The sequence below is a fragment of the Vibrio sp. 10N.222.46.A1 genome, from assembly GCF_041473595.1.
Taxonomy (GTDB): Bacteria; Pseudomonadota; Gammaproteobacteria; order Enterobacterales; family Vibrionaceae; genus Vibrio; species Vibrio tasmaniensis_A.
Genome location: NZ_JBFRSN010001763.1, coordinates 1 through 304, shown reverse-complemented (window position 1 = coordinate 304; position 304 = coordinate 1). Strand labels below are relative to the sequence as shown.

1 pseudogene is annotated in these 304 nt (G+C 48.7%); it reads left to right on the top strand.

Annotated features, from left to right (window positions below):
* Positions 1 to 304: pseudogene (locus tag AB4496_RS29225) on the top strand (type IV secretion system protein TraC); the annotation flags it as partial.

The following is a 304-nucleotide window of genomic DNA, read 5'->3' as shown; positions in this document are numbered from 1 at the left end:
CTTTGTGCAAAAGCTCGCCGAAACCCTCTTTGCCATGAACGGTAAAATCTGGGCGTTAGATAAAGGAAAGAGCTTTAAAAAGCTCACCTTGATGCTTGGCGGCCGCTACATGACGGCTGAGAAGATTTACCTCAATCCATTCACTCACCTGGAACGCATTGCCATGGGGGATGACTATACCGATGAAAAAGGCGAACAGGTCAACCCTCTCAAGGAAACGCTGCACACCATCACCGGACTCTTTGCGACCATGGCCTGCCCCACACACGAAATGGGAGATTTTGAAACTGTCTCTTATACACAT